General features: G+C 43.4%; 17 protein-coding genes. 10 read left to right on the forward strand and 7 right to left on the reverse strand.

Annotation, left to right across the window (positions count from 1 at the left end):
• Positions 1–130 precede the first annotated feature (130 nt).
• Positions 131–1,183, reverse strand: a complete 1,053-nt coding sequence (locus ELZ11_RS10370; RefSeq protein ID WP_137357333.1) for an aldo/keto reductase — start codon at positions 1,181–1,183, stop codon at positions 131–133.
• 200 nt (positions 1,184–1,383) lie between these two features.
• Positions 1,384–1,527, reverse strand: a complete 144-nt coding sequence (locus ELZ11_RS23795; RefSeq protein ID WP_167494661.1) for a hypothetical protein — start codon at positions 1,525–1,527, stop codon at positions 1,384–1,386.
• Positions 1,528–1,862: 335 nt separating this feature from the next.
• Between ELZ11_RS23795 and pepT the strand changes: the two genes are divergently transcribed.
• The 3 genes from pepT to ELZ11_RS10385 all read left to right on the forward strand — a co-directional run bounded on the left by pepT (position 1,863) and on the right by ELZ11_RS10385 (position 4,542).
• Positions 1,863–3,092, forward strand: coding sequence for a peptidase T (gene pepT, locus ELZ11_RS10375; RefSeq protein WP_137357334.1), 1,230 nt, complete (start codon positions 1,863–1,865; stop codon positions 3,090–3,092).
• Between the two features lie 82 nt (positions 3,093–3,174).
• The gene (locus ELZ11_RS10380; protein ID WP_137357335.1) at positions 3,175–3,642 is read left to right on the forward strand and encodes a DM13 domain-containing protein; all 468 of its coding nucleotides are present in this window, start codon (positions 3,175–3,177) and stop codon (positions 3,640–3,642) included.
• Positions 3,643–3,684: 42 nt separating this feature from the next.
• Positions 3,685–4,542 carry a mechanosensitive ion channel family protein gene (locus ELZ11_RS10385; RefSeq protein ID WP_137357336.1) on the forward strand — a complete coding sequence of 286 codons (858 nt, stop codon included), beginning with the start codon at positions 3,685–3,687 and terminating at the stop codon, positions 4,540–4,542.
• An 89-nt stretch (positions 4,543–4,631) separates the two neighbouring features.
• On the opposite strand, the gene ELZ11_RS10390 is transcribed toward ELZ11_RS10385, so the two are convergent.
• Positions 4,632–5,075 (reverse strand): dCMP deaminase family protein, encoded by a 444-nt coding sequence (locus tag ELZ11_RS10390; RefSeq protein WP_137357337.1) that lies wholly within the window; start codon positions 5,073–5,075, stop codon positions 4,632–4,634.
• 260 nt (positions 5,076–5,335) lie between these two features.
• Here ELZ11_RS10390 and ELZ11_RS10395 point away from each other — a divergent pair, with 260 nt between their 5' ends.
• From ELZ11_RS10395 to ELZ11_RS10405, 3 genes are all read left to right on the forward strand, one after another.
• Positions 5,336–6,466, forward strand: coding sequence for an efflux RND transporter periplasmic adaptor subunit (locus ELZ11_RS10395; protein ID WP_137357338.1), 1,131 nt, complete (start codon positions 5,336–5,338; stop codon positions 6,464–6,466).
• 14 nt (positions 6,467–6,480) lie between these two features.
• Positions 6,481–9,633: an efflux RND transporter permease subunit gene (locus tag ELZ11_RS10400; RefSeq protein ID WP_137357339.1), complete on the forward strand. Its 3,153-nt coding sequence runs from the start codon at positions 6,481–6,483 to the stop codon at positions 9,631–9,633.
• A gap of 312 nt (positions 9,634–9,945) precedes the next feature.
• Complete coding sequence (locus ELZ11_RS10405) at positions 9,946–10,626, forward strand: MaoC family dehydratase (RefSeq protein ID WP_137357340.1); 681 nt, start codon at positions 9,946–9,948, stop codon at positions 10,624–10,626.
• Positions 10,627–10,670: 44 nt separating this feature from the next.
• Here the strand turns inward: ELZ11_RS10405 and ELZ11_RS10410 are convergent, their stop codons facing one another.
• Complete coding sequence (locus ELZ11_RS10410) at positions 10,671–11,486, reverse strand: phosphate ABC transporter substrate-binding protein (protein WP_137357341.1); 816 nt, start codon at positions 11,484–11,486, stop codon at positions 10,671–10,673.
• A 207-nt stretch (positions 11,487–11,693) separates the two neighbouring features.
• On the opposite strand from ELZ11_RS10410, the gene ELZ11_RS10415 reads away from it, so the two are divergent.
• On the forward strand, positions 11,694–12,047 hold the full coding sequence (locus ELZ11_RS10415) for a DUF3024 domain-containing protein (RefSeq protein WP_137357342.1): 354 nt from the start codon (positions 11,694–11,696) through the stop codon (positions 12,045–12,047).
• Positions 12,048–12,072: 25 nt separating this feature from the next.
• On the opposite strand, the gene ELZ11_RS10420 is transcribed toward ELZ11_RS10415, so the two are convergent.
• Together ELZ11_RS10420 and rnb are read right to left on the reverse strand one after the other, a co-directional pair.
• The gene (locus ELZ11_RS10420) at positions 12,073–12,888 is read right to left on the reverse strand and encodes a helix-turn-helix domain-containing protein (RefSeq protein ID WP_137357343.1); all 816 of its coding nucleotides are present in this window, start codon (positions 12,886–12,888) and stop codon (positions 12,073–12,075) included.
• Between the two features lie 102 nt (positions 12,889–12,990).
• A complete protein-coding gene (rnb, locus tag ELZ11_RS10425) occupies positions 12,991–14,985 on the reverse strand; it encodes an exoribonuclease II (protein WP_137357344.1) in 1,995 nt (664 codons plus the stop codon).
• Between the two features lie 376 nt (positions 14,986–15,361).
• On the opposite strand from rnb, the gene ELZ11_RS10430 reads away from it, so the two are divergent.
• Positions 15,362–17,305: a DEAD/DEAH box helicase gene (locus ELZ11_RS10430; RefSeq protein WP_137357345.1), complete on the forward strand. Its 1,944-nt coding sequence runs from the start codon at positions 15,362–15,364 to the stop codon at positions 17,303–17,305.
• 274 nt (positions 17,306–17,579) lie between these two features.
• Here the strand turns inward: ELZ11_RS10430 and ELZ11_RS10435 are convergent, their stop codons facing one another.
• A complete protein-coding gene (locus ELZ11_RS10435) occupies positions 17,580–19,172 on the reverse strand; it encodes a putative bifunctional diguanylate cyclase/phosphodiesterase (RefSeq protein WP_137357346.1) in 1,593 nt (530 codons plus the stop codon).
• A gap of 330 nt (positions 19,173–19,502) precedes the next feature.
• Here ELZ11_RS10435 and ELZ11_RS10440 point away from each other — a divergent pair, with 330 nt between their 5' ends.
• On the forward strand, positions 19,503–20,696 hold the full coding sequence (locus ELZ11_RS10440) for an acetate/propionate family kinase (protein ID WP_137357347.1): 1,194 nt from the start codon (positions 19,503–19,505) through the stop codon (positions 20,694–20,696).
• 431 nt (positions 20,697–21,127) lie between these two features.
• The gene (locus ELZ11_RS10445; RefSeq protein WP_137357348.1) at positions 21,128–21,595 is read left to right on the forward strand and encodes a hypothetical protein; all 468 of its coding nucleotides are present in this window, start codon (positions 21,128–21,130) and stop codon (positions 21,593–21,595) included.
• Positions 21,596–21,978 lie beyond the last annotated feature (383 nt).

The following is a 21,978-nucleotide window of genomic DNA, read 5'->3' on the forward strand; positions in this document are numbered from 1 at the left end:
AACGAGGGCATTATAGAGTAAACCTCATAAGACCAAAAGGGATGTAGAAGGAGTTTGGTTAAATATCGTAGAGGGTGGTTAAGCAACGCACAGCGCACGAGTGGTGCGCTGTGAATTCTTAGGTATGTGCTTAATAAGGCACTGGGTATTGTTTAAATACAGTGTTGATGTCGGTGATAATTTCATCGCTTAATGGCTTAGAGAAAGCAGCAATGTTTTCTTTCAGCTGATCCATGTTGGTAGCGCCAATAATCGTTGAAGTGACACCATCGACTTGGTCACACCATGCTAAGGCTAACTGACTTGGTGTATAACCGTGTGCGTGAGCCACATCAACATAGCCTTTAATCGCGAGGTTGGCGAGTGGTGTGTCGCGGAAAATACCTTTGCGCTGCATGTATGTCCAACGCGAGCCTTCAGGGCGAGCACCATTTAAGTATTTACCACTTAAACTGCCTGCCGCGAGTGGTGACCAAGGCAAGTAAGCGATGTCTTCATGGACACAATTCTCAATCAAGTAAGGCCAATCTTTTGCGTGGAGTAAGCTAAATTCATTTTGAATCGAAACCATACGAGGTAGATCGTGTTTTTCGCTTAGCTTTAAGTAAGTGTTGATTCCCCACGTCGTATCGTCAGATAAGCCACAGTGGCGGATCTTGCCTGCTTTTACGCAGGTTGCTAACCCTTGAAGAATATCAAGCATCTGAGCTTCGTGTTCTTGATTGTTGATCTCGCTGAACTTGAATTGGTTAGGGAAATGTTTACCAAAGTGAGGCGAGGTGCGATTTGGCCAATGAAGTTGGTAAAGGTCGATATAATCGGTTTGTAAGCGCTTTAAAGAAGCATCAACTGCTTCGATAACGGTTTGTCCGGTAATTGGGCCTCCGTCTCTCACCCATGGTAAACCGGCCCCTGCAATCTTAGTTGCGATAACGATATCTTTACGGCGAGAGGGGTTTCTTGCGAGCCAATTACCAATAATGGTTTCAGTCTTTCCGTAGGTATCCGGTGAAGGTGGAACCGCGTACATTTCCGCAGTGTCGATGAAATTAATGCCCTGACTGAGCGCGAATTCAATTTGCTCGTCAGCTTGTTGTTGGGTGTTCTGAAGCCCCCAAGTCATACTACCTAAACAGATGCGCGAAACAGAGACGTTGCTGCTTCCTAGGCGAGAGTATTCCATGTATGAGATCCCTTTGAGAGTGAAGTCATCATTGTCATGCCGGAGTGCATGAGTAACTTCTTGAGTTCGTTGGATTAGGAATACAAATTATTAACATAAATTGCCATCGCATGAAATCATTCCTTGATACAAATGAAAATAAACCCAGTGAGGATTGGCTGCTACTCGACTGGGTCTAGTGCGGGAAGGCTCATAGAAGGTTACTTATCGATACCGCCTTCGCTTTGCGCTTGTTTGACGGCTTGCTGCCGCTTCATTTCTTTATCGGTTTTAACTTCGTGGTTTTGGTTGGTTTGTTTGTCTAGTGCTTGGGGCTTAAAGACATAGTATTTATTGATAGTCATGATTCAACCCTATTTGAACGTTGGGGACATGTTGTATGAACATGAATAGGCGATCATCATCCACTTTCAATTTTTATTAGGTGGAATAGCAAGGGCGTAGAAAGTAACGAAACTTGATGATCTCATCCCCGATATAGAAGAAAAACTGACGTGAACCCTTAAAATAAGTATAGGCATCGAATTTCATTCATCACCAATAAAACTGATATAGCGCAAAATATTCATTTGCTATCGGCGTAGTCTGTTGGCAGTTCACCAATGAATCATCCCCAAATGATACAAAAGGAAGTTAATTCATTGGTTGTCTGTCTTCAAATTAAGTATGTGAGTTGTATATGAAAAATCTTGTCGACCGCTTTATTCGTTACGTTACCTTCGATACTCAATCTAATCCTTCTAACTCTCATTGCCCAAGTTCTTCAGGGCAATTGGTACTGGCCGAAGAACTAAAAAAAGAATTGTTGGAGCTTGGCCTTGAGAATGTATGTTTAGACGAAAATGGCTATTTGACTGCGCTACTGCCGAGCAATGTTGAGCACAGCGTACCAGCTATTGGATTTATAGCGCATATGGATACCGCGCCTGATGCTTCGGGGAAGAACGTGAAGCCACAGATCATCTCGGACTATCAAGGGCAGGTGATTCAGCTGGGTGACAGCGGAGAAGTACTCTCGCCTGAGCAATATTCAGATCTAAATAGCTTGTATGGTCATAGCCTGATTACGACAGATGGAACAACCTTATTGGGGGCGGATAACAAGGCGGGAATCGCAGAAATACTGACAGCCATCGACATTCTAATCGCGAATCCAGAAATTAAACATGGGGACATTTGTGTTGGGTTTACGCCTGATGAAGAGATTGGCCGAGGCGCTAATCTATTCGACGTAGACAAGTTTGGCGCTGAGTGGGCGTATACCATTGATGGTGGACCCATGGGTGAGCTTGAATACGAAAACTTTAATGCAACCAGCGCCGACGTTATTTGCCATGGTACTAACGTTCACCCGGGCACAGCGAAAGGGAAAATGGTCAATTCAATGAACATTGCGGCTAAATTTCAGCTGATGATGCCAGCTGAGCAAACACCGGAACGCACTGAAGGCTATGAAGGTTTCTATCATTTGAAGTCAGCGGAAATGGGTGTCGCTCGTTCTGAACTGGGCTATATCATTCGCGACTTTGAGCGTGAAGGTGTACAAGCACGTAAGGTATTCATGCAGCAAAAAGTGGATGAACTGAACGAACATCTCGAGAAAGGGCATGTGGAATTAGTACTTACTGATAGCTACTTCAATATGAAAGAAATGGTTGAGCCTCATCAGCACATTATTGAGTTAGCTAAGCAAGCTATGATCGAATGCGATGTACAGCCGCAAATTAAACCGATACGTGGTGGGACGGATGGCGCTAGATTGTCGTTTATGGGGTTACCATGCCCGAATATTTTTACCGGGGGCTATAATTTCCATGGCATTCACGAGTTTATTTCTATACAGGGCATGGAACAGGCTGTGAATGTTATTGTTAAGCTCAGTGAGAAAACGGCGCAACGCTATCAATAATATTTCTGTATAATTCATTGTATCCCTTTGTATTCTCGTTAGTATTCCGTAATACTGAGAAAAATAACAAAGGGATACCGTTATGAAAAAACTATTCTTACTTTTCACCCATTTGGGTACTGGCGCTATTGGTTTTGCGCTCGGCATTTACATGCTACCAATTCTTATCCAACCTAACTCTCCCTCGGTAAGCTCTGTTCAAGCCGTTGCAAATCAGGCGGTGTATTCTGGAACTTTCAGTCGCGATAGGGCAGACAGTGATTTTCTGCATTGGGGCGAAGGGCAAGTTTCAGTGAGTAACTCGTCTATCGTTTTTGAAGGTGAACTGGCACCAGGGCCTGACTACAAAGTTTATTTGTCTCCTAAGTTTATTGAAACTGAGGCCGCCTTTAATGAAAGCAAATCTTCAATGGTTCAAGTTGGCGATGTCAAAACGTTCGACAGATTCAGTGTGTCATTGCCGCAAAGTATCGATTTAAATCAATACAATACCGTTGTGATTTGGTGTGAAACTTTTGGTGAATTTATTACTTCAGCAAAAATTCGGTGATAAGGTAACACGCGTTTGGTAGTACAAGATTTTGGAGTAAGTATGGAACGTCTGTGGTTAGTGATTGATTTCTTACTTGAACATAAGTTTATCTTTAGTGCGCTGATCATCAGCGTGGTGCTGATGATAAGACGAGTCACGCTATCGCGTATTCGTGGCGACGAAGCATTTTTGACTGAAGATCAGCGTAAGTGGATGTCACGAACTAAAAATGGCGCATTTACGTTTATCGTCCTTATCTTATTCATTTTGTGGAAATCTGAGATAAGCGAGTTTGCACTTTCGGTAACGGCGATTGCGGTGGCGATTGTGGTGGCTTCAAAAGAGATTATTCTGTGTTTTACGGGGTCGATTCAGCGCGCTAGCTCTCGCTCATTCCGAATTGGTGACTGGATTGAAGTGGGGAAAATTAGTGGTGAAGTCATCGAACACAACATGATGGCGACGGTGATCCAAGAGATTGATTTGTATCATGGGCAATACCATTACACTGGTAAAACCGCGACTCTGCCCAACAGCATGTTCTTCACTTACCCGGTTAAAAACCTCAATTTTATGAAGCGCTATGTCTACCATAGCTTTTCGATTGTGGTGAAAGATTTTGTGAATCTTTATCCATTGTTACCTAATTTGGTCACCAAGATAGAAGAGCATAGTGAAGAATTTATTGAGGTCGCGAGACGTTATAATGCGGTAATAGAGAAACATGCGGGTGTAGATTTACCGGGTTCTGAGCCTCACATTCATGTGACAAGCGGAGCAACGGGAGAGCAGGTTGTTCACTATATGATCTTCTGTCCAACAGAGCAGGCTACGCATCTAGAGCAGGAAATTCGCAAGGATTTTATGGAAGCTTATGCAGAAGCTTTTCCTGCTGAAAGGGCAACAGAGCTAAGCTAATACTGACGCCATTCATCGTATGTGCAGTTGAATTTGCAAAACCAAAAAGCCGAAAGTGACTTACTTTCGGCTTTTTGGTTTTATAAGGGTTAGTCGAGTTCTGAAACTGGTAACCAATCTACTTGAACGCCAGCTTGCTCAAACATGCTTTGACTCACTTTAATTTTGTCTCCCCAGCGAGAAAGAAAATCCTCACTCTGTTCTGGGCAGTGAACCGATGAAATACCAGTTTGAATAATTTTTGCCGCGCAGTTTGGGCAAGGGAAATGAGTAACCCAAATTTCACAGCCATCCAAATCTCGCTTGGCAAACAAGATTGCGTTTTCTTCAGCATGTAAGGTTTTAAGGTATTTCATTTCACGATCATCAGTGTCAGCACTGTCAGAAACACCATGTGGGTAGCCGTTGAATCCAACCGATACGATTCGATTGTGCTTAGTGATGACGGCACCAACCTGCGTAGACGGGTCTTTACTCCAAGAGCCGACAAGTTCTGCCATTTGATAGAAACGTTTAGCCCATTTAGAAATCATGCTTGTTACCTTAGAAATCTTGATGTGAATGGTTTTGATTCATGATACCTCATGCCAAGCGATAACGTTAGCCGTGATTACTAAGATGCACATAATTTGGGAATTATTTGTTACTCGCTTGTAAGTGACTTAAATGCGTGAAGTTTCATGTTACACATTGAAACAATTGCCACGGAATAATTGATATTCCTCGGACAATAGTACACTTTCTGTTAAGTAGCTTTTACGCTGTTCTAATACTAATAAGCGACGGTACATACATGCGTAAAAAGCTAATCCTGACAGCGATTGCAAGCTCGATTATTCTTGTTGGCTGCGGCGAGGATGCCTCGAAAGCCAAGCAAGCGCCTTTACCACTTGTGGCAGTACAGGATGTGAATGTCATTCCTCATCAACAGAGTAAATCTTATATTGGCCGAACTGAAGCGGTTGAAGATACCGCGATTACCGCTCAGGTTTCTGGTTATCTTCAAGGGCGTCATTTTGAAGAAGGTCAAATGGTCGAAAAAGGCCAATTGCTTTACACCATTGAACCTTCATCGTTTGAAGCGCAAGTAGCAAGCGCAAGAGCGTCAGTCGCTCAAGCGAACGCTGCTCTGAAGAAAGCCGACCTAGATTTTAATCGTGGTAAAAACCTTCTTCCAAAAGGTAGTATTTCTCAGGCCGAATTTGATTCTTTAACCGCAACGTTACTTGGTGCAGAAGCTCAACTTGAAGCGGCCAAAGCACAATTGATTTCTGCTGAAGTCAACCTATCTCATACACGCATCCTTGCTCCATTTTCTGGCCGTATCAGTGATACTAAAGTCAGCCAAGGCGACTTGGTTTCTCCTTCTGCTGGTGTGTTAACGACTTTGGTTAGCCTAGATCCCATTCATACGTCATTTAGCATCAGTGAACGTGAACGTTTAGAGCTCGGGCTAGATGATATTCAAGGTAATGGCTCAAGTGAATCCAGTGCGGTTGAAGTTCAAATCATTTTAGAGAATGGTGAAGCATTCAGTCAGTTAGGGCAATTAGACTTTTTGGGCAACCGCATTGATTTGAATACTGGTACTTTAGCGATGCGCGCGATTGTTGAAAATCCAAATCAGCAGTTATTGCCGGGTCAGCACGTCCGTGTAAACCTACGTGAAAAGATGCCAATCGATGTAATGAAGATCCCGCGTCGTGCGGTACAAACTGACCTTGAAGGTGATTTTGTGATGGTGGTAACCGAAGGCAATGTAGCTGAACGCCGCAATGTTGAAATGGGACCACAAATCGATGGCGGCGTGATCATTAAATCTGGCATCTCGAAAGATGATGTTGTGATCACTCAAGGCTTACAGCGTATTAGAAATGGAATGCCAGTACGTTTACAAGAATCTTCTAGCGAATCAGCTGAATAAGAGGGCGTCATTTTATGCTAAGTCGTTTCTTTATCCAGCGGCCTAAATTCGCGCTGGTGATTTCAATAATTTTGACACTAGCAGGTGCGATTTCTTTAGCCGTACTGCCAGTAGCGGAATACCCTAAGATTAGTCCACCATCGGTGAGTGTTACTGCTTACTATACTGGTGCAAGTGCAGAAGTGGTTGAACAGGCCATAGCCGATCCGATAGAAACATCGGTCAACGGCGTAGAAAACATGCTGTATATGTCTTCTAAGAGCGCTAACGATGGTTCGTACAACTTGAACGTAACTTTTGACGTAGGTACCGATCCAGACATGGCTCAGGTCAACGTTCAAAACCGAGTGTCGCAGATCGAATCTAAGCTTCCTCAAGAAGTCAGGATGGTCGGTGTAACGGTGAAAAAGCGTTCACCAGATCTGCTGATGGTACTGAACTTCTACTCACCGAATGGCAAATACGATGACCAGTTCTTGATTAACTACGTTAACCTGAACATCAAAGATCAATTGGCTCGTGTTAGTGGTATCAGTGAAGTTAATGTTCTTGGCGGTGGTGAATACGCGATGCGTGTTTGGCTTGACCCTGAGAAAATGGCGAACCTACACTTAACGACCTCTGACGTTTATGCTGCGCTAGCTGAACAGAACGTTCAAGTTGCGGCTGGTCGTGTAGGCGCTGCACCTTATCACAACCCTCAAGAAGTCCAATTTAACCTAGTAACCAAAGGTCGTTTAGAAACAGCGGAAGAATTTGAAAATGTTGTGCTTAAAGCCAACAGCGATGGTTCTACTGTTTATCTAAAGGACGTGGCGAGAGTTGAACTGGGTAAGAAGTTCTACGATGGTAACGGTAAGTACCGTGGTCAAGATGCCTCGATCGTGACACTGTCACTCCAGTCGGATGCAAACGCGTTAGAAAGTGGTAAGGCGGTCATGGATCTGCTTGAGAACATGAGCGCTAACTTCCCAGAAGGGTTTGCCTACGAAACTAGTTATGACACCACTTTGTTTGTTGCTGAATCAATCAAAGGGGTAGTAAAAACACTCATCGAAGCAATTCTGTTAGTAATCGCAGTAACGTATCTATTCTTAGGTAGTGCTCGTGCCACTCTGATCCCTGTTGTTGCCATTCCGGTGTCTTTGATCGGTACATTTGCGATTATGCAAATGACAGGCTTCACCATTAATACTGTGACCTTATTTGGTTTGATATTGGCCATCGGTATCGTGGTTGATGATGCGATCTTGGTTATCGAAAACGTTGATACCACCATGGCGAAAGACCCAACGATATCTCCTCGCAAAGCAACACTGATAGCGATGAAAGAAGTAACCGGTCCGATCATCACGTCGACCTTAGTTCTACTTGCTGTATTCATTCCAGTTGCGATGCTTCCGGGTATTACCGGCATCATGTACCGCCAGTTCGCATTGACGATTTGTATTGCGGTTGTTATCTCTTCTATCAACGCTCTAACGCTTTCACCAGCGCTATGTTCATTGGTGCTAAAACAGGGTGGTGGTAATACTGCTCGTTGGTACCAAGCATTTAACCGCGGGCTTGATAAAGTGACTGGTAAGTACGGTCAGATTGCGGGCTTCTTAGTGAAGAAATCTGTATTACTGATTGCATTCTTCTTTGTAGCGTTGGCAGCGGTTACGTACTTTGCGAAAACCACATCAACGGCGTTTGTTCCTCAAGAAGATAAAGGTATCTTGTTGGTCAACGTTCAATTGCCTGATGCTGCGTCACTTTCTCGTACCGAAGAAGTGTCTGAGCAACTATTAGAAATGGTCGAGCAAGAACCGGGTGTTGATGGAGTAACACTAGTAAATGGCTATGCATTCATGACAGGCGCTTCAGCGTCTAATGGTGCATCTATGTTTATTAAGTTGCATGATTGGGAGACTCGTAATGCACTTGATGGTGAGCATTCTGCGCAAGCCATTTCGGCTCGTATCAATGGCCGTGCTGCTATGGAACTACCGCAAGCCGTAGTGTTTGCAATGGGGCCTCCGGCAGTTCCGGGAATGGGTGCTGCGTCGGGCTTTGAGTTCGTATTGGAAGATACTTTAGGTAGAAGCCGTACTGACTTAGCGATGGTGATGAATGATGTTATTCAAGAAGCCAACAAGCAGCCTGAAATCGCGTATACCTTCAGTACTTTTAGAGCGAACGTTCCACACTACTACGTAGATATCGATCGCGAAAAAGCGCAACAACTGGGTATCCCTTTATCATCGGTTTTCCAAACGCTTCAGGGCAACCTAGGTTCTTTATATGTGAATGACTTCACCATGTTTGGTAAGAATTTCCGTGTAACTATGCAAGCCGACAGTGAACACCGTAGCAGTATGGATGATTTAGAGCGATTCCACGTTCGTTCTTCTAGCGGGGAAATGATCCCGCTAAGTACTTTGGTCAGCTACGAGCAAATCTTCGAACCGGATGTTGCGTGGCGTTACAATATGTACCGAAGCACGATCATTCAGGGGCAACCTGCGCCGGGCTATTCAAGTGGTGACGCGATAGCCGCGATGGAAAGAGTGGCCGCAGAAATGCTACCGCAAGGTTATCAGTACGAATGGACGGGTATGGCTTACCAAGAGGTACTAGCAGGTAACCAAGCAATCTTTGCATTCGCTTTAGCACTGATATTTATCTACTTGTTTATGGTGGCTCAGTACGAAAGTTGGACGATCCCACTTGCTATTATCCTTGTGGTTCCTGTCGCGACACTCGGTTCGTTCTTGGCGCTTAATTTAACGGGTACGCCGTTGAACCTATACGCTCAGATAGGTCTCGTCTTACTCATAGCGCTCGCGGCGAAGAACGCGATCTTAATTGTGGAATTTGCCAAAGTAGAGCGTGAAGATAAAGATGTGGAGATTGATGATGCAGCGGTGAAAGGCGGTACGCTACGTTTCCGTGCCGTTAACATGACATCTTGGTCATTTATCTTAGGTATTTTCCCACTTATCTTTGCAGCAGGGGCAGGCCACGTAAGCCAAAACTCGTTAGGTATTTCCCTAATCGGTGGTTTGTTATGTGTGCTTCTGGCAGGTACATTCCTGATCCCAGGTTTCTACGCCTTCGTTCAAAGAAGACGTGAGAAAGCGCACGGTGGAAACACTAAGTTGGTGCCACTGGACGACGAATAACTCGCTGATTGAACACAAGTAAATAAGTCGTAAGGCCATACATTATGTATGGCCTTTTTTATTGTTATGAACAGTGTTTTTATAGCTAACTGTAATAAAAACGGTTGCATATATTGAATTTTCTTCTAAAAATTTGACCAAATGCTCAATTTATAAAGCGGTAATAAAATAGTGTTTTATTGTTAAGTGATTGTATTTATTTGGTTTAATTGGTTCAGCGAACGCCTGTATGCTCGAAAGTATTTGCAGAATACTGTGAAGTGCTTCAAAATTAACGAGTTAGGCAAAACAAACTAATGCATTGAGGTTCTTATGAAAGTCGTCGAATTATTTAAACACCGAGGTGATAGCTTATCTTCGCATCACTCAGAGTTTATGCAATGGATGTCTCCAACTCTAAAAGAGTATTGGGGAGACTTTCGTAATAGAACTCAAAATAGCCAGTTTTTTGCTTGGGTTCGCGATCACCACCAAACACCAGCTGTCAACGAAGAAGCGCCGATTGAAAAGCCAATTGAGCTTAAGCCAGCAGCGCAGGCTGTTTATAACGAGTTAGTCGAGCAAGTAGGTGAGGTGATCCATACTGGTGACTGGATCAATGTAAGCCAAGAGCGCATTAACCAGTTCGGTCAAGTGACTGAAGATATGCAGTGGATCCATACCAACCCTGAAAAGGCTGAAACAGAGTCACCGTTTAAAACCACGATTGCTCACGGCTTTTTAACTTTGTCTTTATTGCCAAAGCTTACCGATAGCGTTGATCCTGACAATTCCCAGTTTCCAACCGCGAAAATGGTTGTGAATATTGGTTTGAATCAAGTGCGTTTTCCTTACCCTGTAAAAGCAGGAAATAACGTACGAGCGAAGAGCACTTTATTAAAAGTGACGCCAATTAAAAAAGGTTTAGAGATTGAACGCGAAATTCGCGTAGAGATCGAAGGCGTACGCCGCCCTGGAGCTGTCGTTGTTTCTGTCATTCAGCTTCACTTCTAAATAGATAAAGCTTTGTAAAAAGAGAGCCTAATGGCTCTCTTTTTTTATTTAATACTTGTGTAACCGTATTCGTTGATAAGACTTTGTCCTTCCGCTGAAGTAACAAACTTGATGAAGCTTTCGCTATTTTCATCTAACTTATCTTTACGATGTAACAATAGGAATGGGCGTGATAGCTCGTAACTACGGTTCGCAATATTCTTTGAGTTAGGCGTTATCCCTTCAAAGTTAATCGCTTTTACTGAGCGGTCTACAGAACCTACTGAAATAAAGCCAATTGCATGTGGGTTATGACTGACAATAGTTTTCACCATGCTATTGCTATTGACCACTAAGTTGTTTGGGTTGATGTCTGAAACTAATCGATTGTTTACGATTTTTGTTAGACCTAATAAGCTTTCAAAGCTGTAACGTGAACCTGAAGACGCTTCGCGAGTTACCACTGCGATAGGTTGATCTACACCGCCAACATCTTTCCAATTGGTAACCTTACCCTTATAGATATTAAACAGTTGCTCACGAGTTACGTTTGCGACACCGTTAGTACGGTTAACGACAACAGCCAATCCATCGAAAGCGATAGGTAGCACAGCAAGGTTCTCGTCTTGCTCACGTTCGGTTAAGTAACGTGAACTCATACCTATGTCAGCCACCCCTTTGTTAACCATAGTAATACCAGCGGTAGAACCGATACCTTGGACCGCTACATAATTGTCTGGGTGTGTTTTATTGTATTCTTCGGCCAATACATCCATTACTCGAGCGACAGATGTAGAGCCTGAAATATTGGTTTCTTGAGCGAGTGCAGTTTGCGCCGAAAGCGCAAGAGAGAGTAGAGAAGCGAGAGCAACTCGTAACATAGATAACTCCATTGAAAGGTATGATTTGCGGATATGATATGACTTGTAGATGACACTTTTGTGAAAGTGTTAAATGGATTTATTTGTCAGAATATCCGCAGAGGGGAGTTTGATGCTGGAATTGTTGAGGAGTTACTTCTAAGCTCATTATGAATACTCCTACTTTCTATTCAAGCACCTTCACTAAGAATGCTCTGTGAGAACTTTATGTCAGTGATTCAAATGGAAACGAGTCGCTTGGTTTTCAACGCGAGGCGACTTTGCACAAATAGAAATACTAGCTTGCCTGTTGAGCTAGGAAAATCGCTGTGTGAACCCTGCCAGCAAGGAGTGACCTTCTCTAAAGCCCACTACCTACTTGATTCTAGCCATTCTGAATACATCAGTTACGTTGCAAAAGTGGTGTTTGAAGAGCAGGGGCATCAATGGTTGGTATACATACCGTCTGATGAACAAGAAGACGTGAATTGGATCCCTTATCCTTTCTTACCTAAGACCGAGAACCTTAATGCTATCTTGCGAGAGATAGAAAAAGATCCCCAATCTTATTTTTGGTCATAAAGCTCTTATAAACAAAGCCTCATGCTTAATTATAGGATGTTTGATCTATGATTCGACTGCGGAACTCTTTTGGGGTTAGGCCTTGAAAGCCTTTAAAAGCGGTACTGAAATGAGCTGCGCTTTTAAACCCGGACTCGTAAGCAATTTGAGTAATAGATTTGTTAGTTGCTCTCAGTTGAGTGGCTGCATGGTTGATGCGCTTGATTTTTAGAAGGTTAGAAAACGACAGGTTCTCAGAAGCTAAGCGGCGCTTCAAAGTTGCAGTCGACATACCCATATATATCGCAAGAGAGTCTAACGAGATATCGTTTTCAATATTATTCTCAATGTAATAAATCACTTTTTGCGTCGCGCTGAGCTGGGATGCTTTCGCTATTATGGCAAGTAAAGAAGGGTGCTGCTCTACCATGAGAGATAAAATGGAAATGCCAAGGTGCGAAAGTGCAAAGTGATTGGAATTGTCGCTCGCAATCAGATCCAGAATCAGATCCTTTAACTGACAAATATGAGTATCTGACTGATTGAATTTGATATAGCGCTTTGGTGGCTGGGGGATTTCAATATCGTCAAATTGATTGCGATATTCTTGGAAAATGGATAAATCAAAGTCGAGTGAAAGACCAGAAAACTCACCTTCACTAAGTTCAATTTCTACATCTTGGATTTCTCCGGAACTGTACAGTGAGAAATCTCCCTTTTTTAGGTGCCCTTTAACCCCAGATGGCTGAGTGAAAGAAATCGCACCGTTAGTCACCAAAAATATACCGTTTTTTGATGCAGGGTAACGTTCTTTTTTCCTATGGATGAAGTTTGAAAACTTCGTTACTTCTATCGACGACATGCTCATTCTTCTTTTTATTCACAGCAAGAAATAGCTGAATCTATTTATCATTATTATAAAAAAAGGCGCATAATGCGCCTTTTTCTTTAGTCAGCTGCTCGGTTAGCTTTCTGCTTGAACTTCTTCAACTTTTTCTGCAAAAACCTGAGTCGGTTTAGCCACTAAGCTGCGATTTTCAAGATTCACTTCCGCGAGTACGACTTCTAAAGCGTCACCTAGTCTGTATACCATTTCCTTATCAATAGAAACAGTACCTGCATCACCATTACATTCAATTCTTTCTTTATTATCAATAATGAGAGAGCCAGGGATAAACGCAGCTGCACCATTTTCAAGTAAGCGCACACGCATACCGGCACGGTTGATGTCGAAGATTTCCGCTTGGAAACGGGTCTCTTCAGCTGGAGCGTTCGCCAATGTGCGCGCGTACAACCAATCACCTACGTTACGTTCAGCCATACCGTGATGACGGCGGTGCAGAGCTAGCTCTTCGCCAATAGTGTCATCTGGTGTTTGAACTGGAGTCTTACCAAGAATATGAGCTTTAAGCATGCGGTGGTTGATCATGTCGCCGTATTTACGAATCGGTGAAGTCCACGTAGCGTAAATGTCTAAACCCATTGCGAAGTGAGGAAGCGGCTCGTTGCTGATTTCGCTGTACGCTTGGAATTTACGAATACGGTTGTCAAAGTAGCTTGTACCTAAAGTACCTAGCCAACGACGAAGTGAGGCAAACCCTTCTAAAGAAGAAATTTGCTCTTCAGTGAACGGAGTCTCTGTCTCAGGGTTCACAAGCTCTAATACGTCGGCAATTTTTTCTGACTTAAAGCCAGCATGGCTATTAAACACACCTTGGTTAAAAGTGGTTTTTAGTACGCGGCCAGCACAGATGTTTGCACTGATCATTGCTTCTTCAACTAACTTATTCGCACTGCGACGCATGTCTGCGTGGATAGCGACTACATCGTTATCTTCGCTTAGTTCGAAACGGTAATCAGGGCGGTCAGGGAACACGACAGCGTTCGCTTGACGCCATTCAGAGCGCGCTTGAGAAAATTCGAATAGGTCTTTTACTACAGACGCGATTTCTTCCGTTGGCTGCCAAGCATCAGATGAGCCAGTTTCAAGCCAATCTGATACGTGGTTATAGGCTAGACGCGCGTGTGATTTGATGTTGGCCGCGAAGAAGTTGATATCATCGCCAATTACGCCATCTTTAGATACGGTTACGGTACAACAAAGAGCAGGGCGCTGTTCGTTCTCGATCAATGAACATAGGTTGTCTGCTAAGTCGCGAGGTAACATCGGGATGTTACGGCCTGGCAAGTAAATAGTGAAACCACGTTCACGAGCGACTTTATCCATTTCATCATCTGGAGAGATGTAAGCGGTAGGATCAGCAATCGCGATAGTCAGTTCAAAATCACCATTGTCTTTCTTCTTAGCGTATAGCGCATCGTCCATATCTTTCGTACTTTCGCCATCGATCGTTACGAAAGGTACTTCTGTCATGTCGACACGTTCTAAGTCCGCATCGTCATTGATTGTCCAGTTATCGATGCCAGCCGGCTCACTGTTAGGAAGATCGTTTTGTGCGAGTGTTACCCACCAAGGTGCGATTTTGTCATCTGCGTCAGTAATCTTTTCAGAAATTTGCGCAAGGAATCCGTTGTCACCTTTTAATGGATGCTGGACGATGTGCGCAACCACCCAATCACCATCTTTTAGCGTTTCTGGGTTTAAACCTTTCTTCGCTTTCGCTTTTAATTGCAGTTTCTTTAGTTGAGGGTGATCAGGCACAACGTTTAAACGGCCTTTAAATAGCTTAACTCGAGCGATAAAACGAGTAAGACCTTGCTCGATAAGTTCCTCTGGCTCCGCAACTTCACGTTCTTTCTCTGTACGGATAATGGCAACTACTTTATCGCCGTGTACACATTTCTTCATATACGGTGGCGGGATGAAGTAGCTTGTCTTGCTGTCTACTTCTAAAAAGCCGAAGCCTTTCTCAGTTGCTTTAATCGTCCCTTCCTTTTTAGGCAGGGTTTCTTGGATTTGTTGCTTAAGTTGTGCGAGTAAAGGATTATCTTGAAACATCTTACTTCTATCTTACGAGAACAATTGCGCACACTATAATCATTGCTGGAGATGATTACTACCGAAAGCCATCTGAACTGAGCAGAAATAGTAAAGCGAAGAGCTCGAAAAATAGTCACTGATGAGATAACGATCAAAATGTGTCGATATGATGTGCACTTTAAGGTTAAATGAGAAAAAATTGTGATGTATTTCAATTTTTTCTGGCTTTTTTTATGCATTTAGGGAATAATCCGCCTCCCTTAGACGTCCCTAATGGCTTGATGCGTTTTATTACTGCTTCGCAACTGAACGGAATCAGTATCTGATTGAATCAGTATTGGAATTGGTAGAGCACCTGGGACCTTTTGTTTACTTATAAGATAGTGGGATCCCAATGTCCGAATCTGTAATTCAATTCAATGAATTAGCCCTTAACGAAAACATCCTTTCAGCACTTGATAGCATGGGTTTCGTTTCTCCTACACCAATCCAAGCAGCAGCTATTCCTCTTCTTCTAGAAGGTAAAGACGCACTAGGTAAAGCACAGACAGGTACTGGTAAAACAGCAGCTTTCTCTCTGCCTCTACTTAACAAAATCAACCTAAACCAACACAAACCACAAGCAATCATCATGGCTCCTACTCGTGAGCTAGCGATTCAAGTTGCTGCGGAAATCAAAAACCTAGGCCGTGACATCAAAGGTCTTAAAGTTATTGAAATCTACGGTGGTGCTTCAATCGTTGACCAAATGCGCGCTCTAAGCCGCGGTGCTCACATTGTTGTTGGTACTCCGGGTCGTGTTAAAGACTTATTAACTCGTGACCGTCTACACCTAGATGAAGCACACACATTTGTTCTTGATGAAGCAGATGAAATGCTAAAAATGGGCTTCGTAGATGACGTTACTTGGATCCTTGAGCAAGCGCCAGAATCTGCACAACGTGTACTTTTCTCTGCAACTATGCCTCCAATGGTTAAGACTATTGTTGACCGTTACCTACGTAACCCGGCTAAAGTTGACGTTGCAGGTACTAACCACACAGTTGACAAAGTAGCGCAGAACTTCTGGGTTGTTAAAGGCGTAGAAAAAGACGAAGCAATGTCTCGTCTTCTTGAAACTGAAGAAACTGACGCGTCAATCGTATTCGTACGTACTCGTCAAGACACTGAGCGTCTAGCTGATTGGCTATCTGCACGTGGCTTCAAAGCTGCAGCACTGCACGGTGACATTCCTCAGTCTCTACGTGAGCGCACTGTTGATCACATCAAACAAGGTGTTATCGATATCCTAGTTGCAACTGACGTTGTAGCGCGTGGTCTTGATGTTCCACGTATCACTCACGTATTCAACTACGACATCCCATTCGATGTTGAATCTTACATCCACCGTATTGGTCGTACTGGCCGTGCTGGACGTAAAGGTAAAGCGATCCTTCTAGTTCGCACTAACCAAATTCGTATGCTTCGCACTATCGAGCGTGTAACTAAGTCATCAATGGAAGAAATTCAACTTCCTCTACGTGACAAAGTTGCTGAAGCACGTGTTGCTAAGCTAGGTGCTGAGCTTGAAGCAGAGAAAGAGCACAAAGCTCTAGAAAACTTTGCTGAGCTAATCACTAAACTGCAAGATACTCTAGAAATCGATGCAACGACTCTAGCTGCAATGCTTCTTAAGCGTCAGCAAGGTAAGCGTCCATTATTCTACGTTGGCGAAGACCCAATGATCGCTGCTATCGAGCGCGATAAGAACCGTCGTAAAGAGCGTCGTGAAAACCGTGACAGCGGTGGTCGTGACTTCAATACGCAAGATTGGGATACTTACCAACTACAAGTTGGCCGTGAGCAAGGCGTTCAGGTTAAAGACATCGTTGGCGCACTAGCGAACGAACTTGGCCTAACTAAAGGTTCTATCGGTGCTATTAAACTTGACCAAGGTTCAACTTACGTTCAACTGCCAAAAGCAATGAACTCTGAAACTGCGGGTAAACTAAGCAAACTACGCATCCGTCAAAAAGAAGCTGGCGCTGTAGTTGTAGACTTCAACGATTTCCGTGAGCCACGTCGTGGTAACGGTGGCCGTGGCGGTCGTGATGGTGGTCGTGGTGGTTACCGCGGAAACCGTGATGGCAACCGCGATGGTAATCGTGAAGGCGGACGCGGTGGTTACCGTGGTAACCGTGACGGCAACCGCGATGGTAACCGTGAAGGTGGCCGCGATGGCGAGCGTCGTTTCGACCGCAACCGTGGTGGCGATCACCGTGGTAACTACCGTGGCGAACGTGGCCATGGTAACGGTAATGGCGGCCGTCCACGCCGCAGCGACCGTAACGAAGGTTAATCAATACGATTACCTGTCAAGCTAAAATAGAAAAGCCGAGCACTAAGCTCGGCTTTTTTGTGCCTGTCATTTAGGGTTGAAAGTCTGAATGGAAGTTGACCCCCGTAGGAAGCGAAGGTTAGGCTTTAACTCAATGTGTCTATGGACGGGACTATGAGTTCTTATATCGCGCCTAAGCCACCGTTAAAACCACCTATGTAGGTGAATTCTATTAAGCACTACGATTGGCTTGTTCCTGCGATGATAGGTTGCCGTAAGAACTCAAAGGGGCGTTCTATGAAACCGCACTTTTGAGGTGAAAGTTCTTTGTCCATAGCAGCGTGTCTTCGAGAGGAGAGGGCTCACAGTAATAAAAGCCTTGGATTAAATCGCAATTCAACGCAGTTAACGATTGCAGTATATCTTCGTCTTCTACACCTTCGGCCACAATTGAGTAACCAAGGCCATGAGCCAAGTTGACGGCAGTTTCGACGATCGTCCTATTCTTACGGTTTGACGTGATATTTTGTATGAAGTTACGGTCGATCTTTATTTGATCGATTGGTAAATCTCTCAATAAAGATAGCGACGAGTAACCTGTACCGAAATCATCTAGGCTAATTTTGTACCCCAAACGTTGGATGCGTTCTAACCGTTCATGGCAGTTCGGGATGCTACTTATCGCGGCAGTTTCTGTTATCTCTACGACAATGAGTTGAGTGAACAACGGGTTATCGGCAGCGATCGTTGCGAGTTCCTTGTATAGCTTGTTACCGATGACATCTTTTGCTGACAAATTGAAATGAATTGGAATCCGAACGTCTTGTTTAGCCAATTCGGTAAGATCTTTACATAAGCGATTCAGAACCCAAATAGTGACATCATTGATCTTGTTGCTTTGCTCCGCGATCGGGATAAATTTGGCTGGTGGTACGTAAGTTTCATCGTCCAGTTGCCAACGGATCAGTGCTTCAAGCTCAATCACGCGGTTAGTGGTAGGAGATACGATTGGCTGATAGTGAAGCTCAAATTCATCGTGGTCAATGGCATGCTGAATGCGGCTGGAGATAGACAGGTTGAATCTAGCAGATTTAGTCATGTCACTGTGGTAGTGGCTGAGCATTTGGCCACTGTTTTTGGCGTGATACATCCCCACATCGGCAAAGTCGATCAATTCGGATGTAGACGTGGCGTCTTCTGGGAATTGGCTCGAACCGAATACAACACTAGTCGACACCTCAAAATTATTGACGAAAAATTGTTCTTTTAATGTGAGCTCAATGAAGTTCACCAGTTGCTTTACTTGAAAGGTTGAGTGGCGATTGGTAATGATCACGAACTCATCACCACCGATACGAGCCAAAGTCTCATCTGATTTGATGACACGAGAAATTCGCTTTGAAATTTGTATCAATAGTTCATCACCACAACCATGCCCTAAAGCATCATTTACCTGCTTAAAGTTCACGACATCAAATAACAAGACAGAAAACCCATCCCCTTTACTGATGCGCTTATCGATCTCTTTTAAACAATATTTTCGATTTGGCAATTGGGTGAGTGAGTCATGCAAAGCGTTAAATTGCTCTTCCAGTGCGAAATTGTTCAGATCAGAGATCGAGATGAGGCTATACCTCACCACAATGATGACAAAGATACTGCCGCCAAACAGGATCAGCGACACACCGAGCATCAGACCGGTGAGTTTGGTCATCACGATTAATTCGCTAAGAAAATACCCATAACCGATGATGAACCCCACAATCAAAGTTGAGAGCAGTTTCCACCCATTATTCTGAGTGATCCGGCAAATATTATGAGCTTGGATTAACCCTAAGCTAAGTACGATGATTCCAATGCTGACGAGAGCTGAGGCAACTATAGGCAAAATACAATAAGTCCTTATCTGTGAGGGACGGGATAGTAAGGGTTTGCTGTACTGTAAATCTATAAGTACCACACAATTATGTGCTTTGAATCACTTATTGTGACATTTGTAAGTATAGGCGTTGCTAGGGTTGTTACACACAAATTGTGGTTATCGATTAATTTCGCGCTCGAATAAAATGAATCGTTGATAAAGATCAATCAAATTGTCATAGATTAACCAATTAGTTAAAACAAAAGTTGAAAGATTAAAAAATTATTGAATAATGGGGGTACTAAAAAAATGAAGCAGAAAGCTTCTTTATTCGTACTGAAATAGGACTCATATCCAATGTCTAATTCGTTTGTACTGGTTATCAACTCAGGTAGCTCTTCTCTAAAATTTGCTGTTATTGATTCAAAAACTGGCGACGCTGTGGTCAGTGGCTTAGGCGAGTGCTTTGGCATGCCAGAAGCAGTTATAAGCTGGAAATATAACGGTGAAAAAACAGAAGAAGCGATTGATGCACCAGACAATCATCATCAACATGCGATCAACCGCATTGTTAGATTAATGGATACACTAGGGTTTACGGATGAATTGGTGGCAGTCGGCCACCGTATTGTACATGGTGGTGAGAAGTTCACTTCTACTGTACGTATTGATAACGAAGTACTTGCTGAGATTGAAAACCTTTCTGATCTTGCTCCCCTACATAACCCAGCAGGTGCTAAAGGTATTGAAGCCGCTATGCAGGCTTTCCCGAGCCTTCCACAGTTTGCTGTATTTGACACTGCTTTCCACCAAACAATGCCTCAGAAAGCCTTCACAGGCGCAATTTCAAATGAATTGTATAAGGAATACGGCATTCGTCGTTACGGCTTCCACGGTACTAGCCATTACTTCGTAAGCCGTGAAGCCGCGAAGATGCTCAACAAGAATGTAGACGAAGCAAACTTCATCTCTGTTCACCTTGGTAACGGTGCTTCGGTATGTGCTATCGAAAACGGCAAGTCAGTTGATACTTCTATGGGCTTTACGCCACTTGCTGGTTTGATGATGGGTACGCGTTCTGGCGACCTTGACCCAGGTATCATCGAGTTCTTGATGAAGAAAGGCTGGAGCCAAGAGAAAGTATTCGAAACTCTGAACAAGAAGTCAGGTTTCCTTGGGGTTTCTGGCCTAACGTCTGACGCTCGCGGCATTCTAGAAGCGATGGAAAATGGTCACGAAGGTGCGAAGCTAGCATTTGAAGTGTTTACCTACCGCGTGGCTAAATACATTGGCTCTTACATGATCCCAATGGGCAGCTTAGATGCAATCATCTTCACCGGTGGTATTGGTGAAAACTCATTGCCAATTCGTAGTGAAATCTTGAAAAATCTTAAGCTGTTAGGTTTTGTTGAAGATGAGCAGGGTAATGAAGACGCACGATTCGGTAATTCAGGTATCATCGCTAAGTCAGAGCTACTAAACGCGGTAGCAATGGTTATCCCAACGAATGAAGAATTCGTGATTGCACAGCAATCGGTAGAGCTTCTGTAATAGAACCCAAATGTTGAGAGTGAAAAGCGAGCCTAACTGGCTCGCTTTTTTTGTTCTAAATGTTAGTTAATCGAGAATACGTTAACTCGTTTATGCCTTACTTCACGTTAAGGCTAAGACTCATCGATATATCGCCATGGTATGTTCACCAAACCAGAACTATCGAGTCTCTAGCCATTGGTATATGTGCTAGCTTTTTAGTAAATCTATACAGAATAATTCTATATCTTTGAGCTTAACAGCTGAGGCATGTTGATAACTCACTGTTTATAAATAAACATTTCCAGTAAAGTTGTGACAACAAAGAACTAGATAGAAAAATTCAGCATTTAAATATAGAAATTTTTAGTCTAATAGCTGTTATGTGAAAGAGGGTATATTTTGACAGTAGTGATTTCAAAAAACGAGGAAGATCAAGGTGGGCTTTTGATATGGGAAATATCAAGTCGGACTTATTTCATCTTATATCGCTCTTTCTTGCAGATGCCAAATATGCAGAAGCACTAGAAAATGAAAAAGATCCTCTTTGGTCACTTGCTTCACTAGGCGAACCTGAAATTACTAGGCTGCTCATCAGTACAACCGCTATCGGTCGAGTAATCGATGATAGGGAGTCATTTCTATTGTCGAAGACTTCGAATTACTGTGGGAGCATAGAGGTTGATGGGACCTCCAGTCCACTCAATCTTCGAGAGGCATTCAATAAGATTATTCATGCAGATTCTTTTAGCTTAGTTATTAGTGATAATAGCGCTCAGTTTGAACATCTCTCTCCAGAAATCATATTGCATGGGAAACAAAGAAGTAAGGAATGGAATGCTCATTTGGATATAGTTAAGTATGTTAGAGAGTATAGTAGGCACCTTATTGGTTTGAGTAAGGACGAAACATTCACATAACAAGTGCTTAAAGTCGGGCTGCCAACTTTTTGTGTTTTGGTTCGGCTTATGTGATTACGGTGGTCTGTTTAAATGTTGTGCATTGGCAGCCGCTTAAGCAGGCGTTAGGTGTCAGTTAATGGAGCACCAATTCAAGGAGATAATATGAAGTGTCCATATTGCGGTGTGAGAGTTAGCTACTTCAATGCATTGAAAATTAGTCGTTGGAAAAATTATGTCTGTCTAAATTGTGGTAGTGAATCTAGCGCAACGACAGGAAATGCCGTTTTGGTAGTAGCTTGTGTATTAGTGCCTCTATTCTCGATAGACATGTTGTTTTCGAGTCTGCAACAACCGTTACATTGGGGGCTGTATATAGCTTTGGCAACATTATTGACTTACAT

The organism is Vibrio profundi (assembly GCF_005281835.1).
Classification (GTDB): domain Bacteria; phylum Pseudomonadota; class Gammaproteobacteria; order Enterobacterales; family Vibrionaceae; genus Vibrio; species Vibrio profundi.

Excerpts from the sequence above, each read along its gene's own strand:
- ELZ11_RS10370 (WP_137357333.1), bottom strand. The coding sequence starts at position 1,183 with ATGGAATACTCTCGCCTAGGAAGCAGCAACGTCTCTGTTTCGCGCATC.
- ELZ11_RS23795 (WP_167494661.1), bottom strand. The coding sequence starts at position 1,527 with ATGACTATCAATAAATACTATGTCTTTAAGCCCCAAGCACTAGACAAA.
- pepT (WP_137357334.1), top strand. The coding sequence starts at position 1,863 with ATGAAAAATCTTGTCGACCGCTTTATTCGTTACGTTACCTTCGATACT.
- ELZ11_RS10380 (WP_137357335.1), top strand. The coding sequence starts at position 3,175 with ATGAAAAAACTATTCTTACTTTTCACCCATTTGGGTACTGGCGCTATT.
- ELZ11_RS10385 (WP_137357336.1), top strand. The coding sequence starts at position 3,685 with ATGGAACGTCTGTGGTTAGTGATTGATTTCTTACTTGAACATAAGTTT.
- ELZ11_RS10390 (WP_137357337.1), bottom strand. The coding sequence starts at position 5,075 with ATGATTTCTAAATGGGCTAAACGTTTCTATCAAATGGCAGAACTTGTC.
- ELZ11_RS10395 (WP_137357338.1), top strand. The coding sequence starts at position 5,336 with ATGCGTAAAAAGCTAATCCTGACAGCGATTGCAAGCTCGATTATTCTT.
- ELZ11_RS10400 (WP_137357339.1), top strand. The coding sequence starts at position 6,481 with ATGCTAAGTCGTTTCTTTATCCAGCGGCCTAAATTCGCGCTGGTGATT.
- ELZ11_RS10405 (WP_137357340.1), top strand. The coding sequence starts at position 9,946 with ATGAAAGTCGTCGAATTATTTAAACACCGAGGTGATAGCTTATCTTCG.
- ELZ11_RS10410 (WP_137357341.1), bottom strand. The coding sequence starts at position 11,486 with ATGTTACGAGTTGCTCTCGCTTCTCTACTCTCTCTTGCGCTTTCGGCG.
- ELZ11_RS10415 (WP_137357342.1), top strand. The coding sequence starts at position 11,694 with ATGTCAGTGATTCAAATGGAAACGAGTCGCTTGGTTTTCAACGCGAGG.
- ELZ11_RS10420 (WP_137357343.1), bottom strand. The coding sequence starts at position 12,888 with ATGTCGTCGATAGAAGTAACGAAGTTTTCAAACTTCATCCATAGGAAA.
- rnb (WP_137357344.1), bottom strand. The coding sequence starts at position 14,985 with ATGTTTCAAGATAATCCTTTACTCGCACAACTTAAGCAACAAATCCAA.
- ELZ11_RS10430 (WP_137357345.1), top strand. The coding sequence starts at position 15,362 with ATGTCCGAATCTGTAATTCAATTCAATGAATTAGCCCTTAACGAAAAC.
- ELZ11_RS10440 (WP_137357347.1), top strand. The coding sequence starts at position 19,503 with ATGTCTAATTCGTTTGTACTGGTTATCAACTCAGGTAGCTCTTCTCTA.
- ELZ11_RS10445 (WP_137357348.1), top strand. The coding sequence starts at position 21,128 with ATGGGAAATATCAAGTCGGACTTATTTCATCTTATATCGCTCTTTCTT.